A 7,448-nucleotide genomic window follows, 5' to 3' on the forward strand; every position below is an offset into this window, starting at 1 on the left:
GGAAATGCATTTGTTGATTTTCGGAATTACCAATCAATTTGGAGAGGATACGTATTAAGTTTTAATTTGTGTTTTTGATACTTATTTGTAATTTTTTGTCAAGTGCTCTGAGCAGTTGTTGACCAATATCTGAATCCTTAATGATCCTGATATCCCCCTTTCGCCCCACAGTTGCAGTGAAAAGATACTGTCCATCCACCATCACATCTACTTCTGCGGCAGGAAGGTCTGGAGCCTTTAGTATAACATGTTTCTTGGCCAGGGAAACATTGGAAATTACAACATTGTTTACAATTTCGTTTTCAATCTCATTTTGATAAGGAGTCGATTTTTTCCCACCTGGTCTTACATCGATATGGATCCCCAATTTTTCTTCCATTTTTTCAATATTCTTCCCATTCTTTCCGATAATTGAAGGAATATCAGCTTCATTAACCAAAACAACGGCCTTGTTATCTCCCAACATCTCAACACTCACCGGTCCATGGGTCTTGTGTCTGAACTCATCGCGGATGCTCCTAGCTGCCAGGTTCATGGCAGGTGAAGTGCCTTTTAAGGTTTTAGTCGTTGGCATGACCACTACCTGTTCACCATATGTATATATCTCGAATTCGGTCCTGCCTGTCTCAAAGTCTGTGACCGTGATCACAGGCCTGGCCAGGTCTGATTCGGTCATACCGTGCGGGACTTTTACTGTGAACTTGACATCCTGTACATTAGCAACCTCTCCTTTATCAATGAAAATTACAGTATCCACCACCTGGGGTATCATACCCAGCTCAACCCTTCCGATCAAACGCTGGATGGCATCTACAGGCCGGTTGGCATGGACCACACCCACCATACCCACCCCTGCCAGCCTCATATCACCGAAAACCTGGAAGTCCCGGGTCTTGCGTACCTCGTCATAGATAGTATAATCGGGCCGTACCAGCAGCAGCACATCTGCCGTTTTTTCCATGCTGCCTTCAAGCGGGGAATACTGGGTGATAGCATCATCCACTACCAGATCCCTGGGAGATTCCATTGTCTTGACAATCTTATTACAGCTATGCAAAAACTCTGCCACTCCAGCTGCAAATGTAGATTTCCCAGCTCCGGGCGGTCCTGCGATCAAAACACCGCGCTGTTCACCTGCCAGTCTGTTCTTAAGTTCTTCAGATAATCTGTAATCTTCGAGGGATACGAAAGCTACGGGCCTTACAGCAGTTATCTCGATACCATCTGAAAATGGGGGTGTGGCAATAGCAATTCTCATATTACCTATCTGCAGCACGGTAGCCCCATGAAGTTCCATCTCAACAAAGCTCTCAGGGTCCTGTTTTGCCTTTTCGATAAGTTCGCGGGATATTGTCCTGAGTTCATTTTCAGTGGAAGTTGCATCCCTGATTTGAACAAGTTTAATGTCCTTGATAGAACCTTTCTTGGCAAGGGGGATGACACCGACTTTAAGATGTACTGACATGGTATCAGGGGTAAAGAACTCCTCCAGGGTAGTTGGGCCGAATTCTGCCTTTTGGGGGAGTAGATAGATTACTTCCAGCCCTTTTGCCTTTGCAACCATGGACTGAACTTTATCGCTTGTTATGAAGACCGCCACACTGTCAAGTGCGATCTGCCTGATCATGGCATCGATCTCTCCGCCTCCAGCCATTTTCATCTGTTCAAGGCCAGGCCTGTCACCTGTAAATGCCAGTTCGATCAGGCCATTATCTGCCATTTCTTTGAGCCTGGATAACTCTTCAAGTCCTTTATACCCTGAATCCCGACCCAGGTTTGCCTGGGATTCCAGTTCTGCAACCGCTGCTTCCGGGACGATCACTGTAGCCCCTCTGTATTCCCCCTGATCGATCAGGGAAGTGATCCGCCCGTCAATGATCACACTGGTATCTGGTACAAGTTTCATATTCCCTTCCGAATGGTGGTTAATAGACGTCCTCTGGATTGAATACCTTCTCTCCAACGATGTTTCCATCCATAGTACGGTAAAAACATGAACGATAGCCCGTATGACAGGCACCGCCGCCCAGCTGTTCAACCTTCATGAGAACTGCATCGGCATCGCAGTCAATATACATATCGTGTACGATCTGTATGTGGCCTGATGTTTCACCTTTTAACCACTGTTTACCGCGGCTGCGACTGTAATAGTGAGCTTTTTCGGTCTCTGCGGTCTTTTCAAGTGCTTTTAGGTTCATGAAAGCCAGCATCAAGATCTCATTTGTCTGGTAATCCTGGGCTATAGCTGTAATAAGTCCTTTATCATCAAATTTAAGCTGCTTTAATATCTCATCTGCTATCTTCATCAAATTCAAAGATGTGTTGTAACAATAAAATCATTTGGTAAATTTTACACTGGTTATATCAAATATGAAGACGAAAAAAGGATTGGAAATGAATCTAAGAGAGCAGATGCATTGCATAATCCCTGATTCACTATTATCATTGGTCCCTAACAGGTTTGATATCATCGGGGATCTGGTTGTTATTTCGATCCCGCCTGAACTTGATGAGTATAAAGCCGTTATAGCTGAAAACATTGTTTTACAGCATAGAAACATCAAGAAAGTTCTTAATAAAGTAGCTATATTGGATGGAGATAATCGGGTTGGCAGGTTTGATATTTTATTAGGGGATTCCACACAGACCATGCATAGAGAATATGGTTATAGATACAAATTAGATGTGAGAAAAGTATTTTTCAATCCCCGTCTTTCATTTGAAAGACGCAGAGTAATATCATTGGTCAGATCTTCTGAACATGTGCTTATACCCTTTTGCGGAGTCGGGCCTTTTGCAGTGCCTGCTGCAGCTAAGGGTGCAAAAGTTATGGCTATTGAGAAAAACCAAGCTGCATGCAAGTGGTTGGCAGAAAATATCAAATTGAATAAGGTTGAAGAGAATATTTCTATTATTCCAGGTGATGCTCTTAAGATCATTAATTTGATTGACAGCAGTTTTGATCGTGCGATAGTGCCAACTCCCTATGGGATGCATGATGTTCTTGACAAAATATCAGTACCTGTAAAAGAAGGTGGCATCATCCATTTTTATTCTTTTCAAAAACAACATAAGGTTAAGGATTTATTAGAAGAATATCAGAATAGTGGATTTGAAGTCGTTTTTTATCGAAAATGCGGTAATGTAGCACCACAAGTAAGCCGATGGGTTTTTGACCTGAAAAAACAAAGTAAAGATTAAGTAAAGTTCTTATATTTGTGTGTGTTCTTTCTAAACATACAAATTATTGACGATCATTATGCAGTTTATCTGAGGTAGATTATGAAAACTACTGGATTTGGTTCTATTCGCAATTATCTTAGTTCAAAAAAAGAAAAAGGGAGGCGCAAGATCGCCTTATTGGTAGACGGCCCTAATATGCTCAGGAAAGAGTTTCAGGTGAACCTGGAAGAGATCAGGGATGTGCTCAAGGATTATGGGTCTATTAAGATCGGCAGGGTGTTTTTAAACCAGTATGCTTCTGATAAATTGGTAGAGGCTGTGGAGACCCAGGGTTTTGAACCTATTATATGTACCAGTGATGTTGATGTGAGATTAGCAGTTGAAGGGGTGGAGTTGATCTTCAATCCAGTAATAGATACGCTTGCAATTGTTACCAGGGATGCTGATTTTAAACCTCTGCTTGCCAAGGCAAATGAACATGGAAAGGAGACAATTCTTTTTGGTGCCGAACCTGGATTATCTATAGCTTTGAAGAATTCTGCTGATTATGTGATCGTATTAAAAGAAGGCGTGATGGAGCACGAATTTAGCGGCAAAGAGTCTGAAGAAGTGCCTTCAAGTTATTCTATTGAAAAGGCAAAACACGTGGAAAATTAATTACGGTAAATCAGGCAAAAGTAATTATAAAAGATATGGCAAACTATCTACCTGTTAAACTTATAGTAACATTGAGGATATCGAGGCTGCAGCTAAAAAATTAAAAAAGTATCTGGGATAACCATGACACCAAGTCAGAGCTGCTGGGTATAACGATTGAGATAAAGAAAACCAGCTCCTATCCCTTCTTCTCTCCAGCCGTCCCTGATAATCTTCACTCTATCTGCAGTCTACAAATTTCTTATTTTAAATACTGCCACATTTGCCATTAAAATTGTATCTTTTATATTCTCTTGAGTCAAATCCATAGGTTTTTGAATAAATAGATCAGGAGCAGTACCAAAAATCGCAGAGAACTCATCAACAGTGAATAACTCTTCTGGTGGATGGGAATGTCCCAAGAGCGTTTCAGTTAATCGACGCTGCGTGTCTATTTTTTCTGTGGATGCCCCTTCACGATAATTAGGAAATCCTATTATTAAAATACCATTTTTCTTTAGGTTTTTCTTGATAAAAATAACCAGATCATTGAAGAATATCTTTTTGTTTTCTTCAGGTGTCCTATTATTGCATAATGCAATCTCATGAGCTGAACTTACCATTAACACATAGTCGACAATATAAGGCATCGAGCCATCTAGAGCTTCTTTAAAAGACATCTTTAAAGGTGTATATTCTACTATTGATAGCTGTGGAACATCATAAATCGTGGTAGAAGGTTCTATATTTATCACTTTTGCCTTTGTTCCCAGTTTTTCTATCATCTTAGCGCTTATACCGGGACCCCCACCAATATCAAGTATACTATCTCTGTTGTCAATATATTCAGACAGTATATTTTCTATCAATTCATGCATAACACCGATTCTTTTAGCAAAAGTGTTTGTATAGTCTATACCATCAAATTTAGTGATATTATCCACAGAATTTTCACCTGATTACGTCACAAATGCCATCCTTATAAAATTCAGGCCATATTCTTTTTTTGCCGGTGCCTGAATCCCGATACTCCTCACCGCATAGCGGAAGGGAGGAGTAGTTCACAAACTAAAACTCCACCTTTGGTGCAATTTCTGCCGCTTCATCAGCTTCAAAGTACAGCTTCTCATCAAATCCAAACATATTTGCCACAATCCCTGCAGGCATTCGTTTAATCTTTGTATTGTATGCCCTGACCTGTTCATTGTAGCGCATTCTTTCCACTGCAATGCGGTTTTCAGTCCCTTCGAGTTGCGACTGGAGTGCCAGGAAGTTTTCGTTTGCCTTAAGATTTGGGTAGTTTTCAACTACCAGAAGAAGTCTGGATATTGCAGAATCCATACTGTCTGCAGCTTCCATTTTACTCTGTTGTGTGGCTGCAGCACCCCATTGACTTCTGGCCGCAGTAATCTCTGTAAGGACTTCTTCTTCATGTGCAGCATACCCTTTCACTGTGGAAACAAGGTTGGGTATAAGGTCTGCCCTTCTTTGGTACTGGCTTTCCACCTGTGCCCATGATGCGTCAACCCCTTCTTCGGCTGCCACAAAGCCGTTGTATGTGGAAAGAAACCACCCTCCAGTCAATAATATAATCAGAACGACGGCGCCGATAACTCCAAAGAGCACATTTCTTGTGTTCATTCATTCACCTCAAGTTCATCAATAATTTCTCCGATATCAGATAATATCCTTATTATATGTTCGATATATTGTTCTTTATCTTTACTCATTTTGGAAGTCTTTTGCCTTATGCTGTAAATATCTTCCAGAACCTTGGTGTCTATTCCATACCCATCTGCCACAATCCTGAATAACTCTTCAGTATCAGTCCAGTCATTGCGTAAATCCTTCAGATGAATCAGGCCCCCAAGGATGGGCATGATGGCCGGAACTGCCGCAAGAATAAGGTGTTCAAGATCCTTGCCTTTAAACTGGAGGTATTCCTCCCTGAGATGGATCAGCTTAGAGCGAAACTCGAACTCAAGCTGGTGACGCAGGTGTTTCTTTGATATTGTGATATCAGCCAGACAATCCTCGCCATGGAGTACCTCATAGTGCTGCTTGATATTTAAAAACTCAATTGGGAATACATCAACCCCGTCTGTGAGTTCTTCCTTTGTCATAACAAGAGGTACTTCCTTAAGCGGTTTTATTGATTGTAGCGTGGTAAAATCAATGTGGTTACAAACCGCAAGAAGTCGTGTCTCATCGCCTGTGTGGTACTGCACCAGTGCCACCAGATTACTGCCAAGAATATCTGTAAGTTTTTCTATCTGTGTATCCGCTGTCATGCAATCACCTATGTAATATTATCATTAATTCCCTATATCATTAATTCTCATTGATTTTGTGGCCATATTCACCAACTTCCACCAAATCCACCGCCGCCGGACATTCCACCGCCGAATCCACCAAATCCACCGCTGCCAGACATTCCACCACCTAATCCACCGCCAAATCCGCCAATATAAATTCCGCCCATACCCCTTTTACCTCGCCCTTTGAGAGCTGCAAGACCAAATAGTACTAATATAATAGTAAAAAACAAAAAAGGCCAGATAGATTCGCCATCATTGGATTGTCCTGTGGGCTTCATGCTATATCTTGATATTACTTCCTCATTCCCCTCAATAAGTCCCTCAATTACCACCATGGACTCATAGATTCCCTTTCCATAATCCCCGTTCCTGAAATTCGGTACTATTATCCTGTCCCCGATATTCACCTTCATGCTGTCTGTTATGACTCCCTCCAGGCCATAGCCCACCTCAAAGCGATACTCACGTTCCTGTTTGGATACCAGAATCAACAACCCGTTGTCCCTGTCGGTTTTGCCTATGCCTGCCTGTTGGAATAGATTTACAGCATACATTTCCTTTGATTCCCCTTCAAAGGATTCCACTGTGACAACCGCTATTTCGACAGTGGTCTTTTCCTCGATCTGTTTGGCCAGTGCTGTTATCTGTGCTTCATATGAGGAATCAATCATATCGGCATTATCTGTGACAAAACCTGTGAGTTGCGGATAACTGGCACCACTGGCAGTGGCAACAGATAAAATCATAATAATAAGAATTAATGACCACTTTGTCATATTTGTAACACCTGTTGTTGTAATATTTATAGCCTCTTAAGTCCAAGGACTGTTAATAATACTATGATCCCTAATTTTCTATCTTGTCCGGCAATATCCCTTTTAGCAACTTCCCTGCAATGAACAATACTTCCAATAGTTGCATGGCAGTCTGTGGTAAGATTGATATAAGGGCATAATCATATAAAAACTGTTGAGTAACTTAAAAGCTTATACTCAAATTATTCTGAATCCCGCAAATGCTACTATCACCATTACAATTAATACAATGATACAGGAAATCGTGCTGGCAGGGTTCGTTCTGTTATTGCTGGTTCCTGCAGTGTATGCAAAGGACATAACCATGTCCGTAAATCAAACAGACTACTATTTCATAACAGGAGAAGAAGCTGTCGTGCCGCTGAAAATTGATTGTATATATTATATACAGTAAATTACGCTATTTGTTACGTTTTGTAATATTGGGTGTACAAACATTTAATCTCACTTTCCGCAGGTAAATCCTAAAAGTAAATCTTTTTAAATTACTTCATCC

Annotated in this window: 9 protein-coding genes; 3 read left to right on the forward strand and 6 right to left on the reverse strand. The window is 41.2% G+C overall.

Going from position 1 to position 7,448, the window contains the following annotated elements; translation table 11 throughout:
• Nucleotides 1–61 precede the first annotated feature (61 nt).
• Both tadA and hisI read right to left on the reverse strand, forming a co-directional pair.
• The gene (gene tadA / locus IBX40_09415) at nt 62–1,906 is read right to left on the reverse strand and encodes a Flp pilus assembly complex ATPase component TadA (GenBank protein MBE0524532.1); all 1,845 of its coding nucleotides are present in this window, start codon (nt 1,904–1,906) and stop codon (nt 62–64) included.
• 19 nt (nt 1,907–1,925) lie between these two features.
• Nucleotides 1,926–2,306, reverse strand: a complete 381-nt coding sequence (gene hisI / locus IBX40_09420) for a phosphoribosyl-AMP cyclohydrolase (GenBank protein ID MBE0524533.1) — start codon at nt 2,304–2,306, stop codon at nt 1,926–1,928.
• A gap of 88 nt (nt 2,307–2,394) precedes the next feature.
• Between hisI and IBX40_09425 the strand changes: the two genes are divergently transcribed.
• Both IBX40_09425 and IBX40_09430 read left to right on the forward strand, forming a co-directional pair.
• Nucleotides 2,395–3,201 (forward strand): class I SAM-dependent methyltransferase family protein, encoded by an 807-nt coding sequence (locus tag IBX40_09425; protein MBE0524534.1) that lies wholly within the window; start codon nt 2,395–2,397, stop codon nt 3,199–3,201.
• Between the two features lie 81 nt (nt 3,202–3,282).
• Complete coding sequence (locus IBX40_09430; GenBank protein ID MBE0524535.1) at nt 3,283–3,840, forward strand: TIGR00288 family NYN domain-containing protein; 558 nt, start codon at nt 3,283–3,285, stop codon at nt 3,838–3,840.
• A gap of 230 nt (nt 3,841–4,070) precedes the next feature.
• Here the strand turns inward: IBX40_09430 and IBX40_09435 are convergent, their stop codons facing one another.
• The 4 genes from IBX40_09435 to IBX40_09450 all read right to left on the reverse strand — a co-directional run bounded on the left by IBX40_09435 (nt 4,071) and on the right by IBX40_09450 (nt 6,913).
• A complete protein-coding gene (locus tag IBX40_09435; GenBank protein MBE0524536.1) occupies nt 4,071–4,763 on the reverse strand; it encodes a hypothetical protein in 693 nt (230 codons plus the stop codon).
• A gap of 124 nt (nt 4,764–4,887) precedes the next feature.
• Nucleotides 4,888–5,460 carry a LemA family protein gene (locus IBX40_09440; GenBank protein MBE0524537.1) on the reverse strand — a complete coding sequence of 191 codons (573 nt, stop codon included), beginning with the start codon at nt 5,458–5,460 and terminating at the stop codon, nt 4,888–4,890.
• Nucleotides 5,457–6,110 (reverse strand): hypothetical protein, encoded by a 654-nt coding sequence (locus tag IBX40_09445; protein MBE0524538.1) that lies wholly within the window; start codon nt 6,108–6,110, stop codon nt 5,457–5,459. The genes IBX40_09440 and IBX40_09445 overlap by 4 nt, the downstream gene beginning before the upstream one ends.
• A 68-nt stretch (nt 6,111–6,178) precedes the next feature.
• The gene (locus IBX40_09450; protein ID MBE0524539.1) at nt 6,179–6,913 is read right to left on the reverse strand and encodes a TPM domain-containing protein; all 735 of its coding nucleotides are present in this window, start codon (nt 6,911–6,913) and stop codon (nt 6,179–6,181) included.
• Nucleotides 6,914–7,106: 193 nt separating this feature from the next.
• On the opposite strand from IBX40_09450, the gene IBX40_09455 reads away from it, so the two are divergent.
• The gene (locus tag IBX40_09455; protein ID MBE0524540.1) at nt 7,107–7,346 is read left to right on the forward strand and encodes a hypothetical protein; all 240 of its coding nucleotides are present in this window, start codon (nt 7,107–7,109) and stop codon (nt 7,344–7,346) included.
• Nucleotides 7,347–7,448 lie beyond the last annotated feature (102 nt).

Source organism: Methanosarcinales archaeon (assembly GCA_014859725.1).
Lineage (GTDB): Archaea > Halobacteriota > Methanosarcinia > Methanosarcinales > Methanocomedenaceae > Kmv04.

Coding starts and splice junctions, on each gene's coding strand:
- IBX40_09425 (MBE0524534.1), top strand. CDS start 2,395: ATGAATCTAAGAGAGCAGATGCATTGCATAATCCCTGATTCACTATTA.
- IBX40_09450 (MBE0524539.1), bottom strand. CDS start 6,913: ATGACAAAGTGGTCATTAATTCTTATTATTATGATTTTATCTGTTGCC.
- hisI (MBE0524533.1), bottom strand. CDS start 2,306: ATGAAGATAGCAGATGAGATATTAAAGCAGCTTAAATTTGATGATAAA.
- IBX40_09430 (MBE0524535.1), top strand. CDS start 3,283: ATGAAAACTACTGGATTTGGTTCTATTCGCAATTATCTTAGTTCAAAA.
- IBX40_09445 (MBE0524538.1), bottom strand. CDS start 6,110: ATGACAGCGGATACACAGATAGAAAAACTTACAGATATTCTTGGCAGT.
- IBX40_09440 (MBE0524537.1), bottom strand. CDS start 5,460: ATGAACACAAGAAATGTGCTCTTTGGAGTTATCGGCGCCGTCGTTCTG.
- tadA (MBE0524532.1), bottom strand. CDS start 1,906: ATGAAACTTGTACCAGATACCAGTGTGATCATTGACGGGCGGATCACT.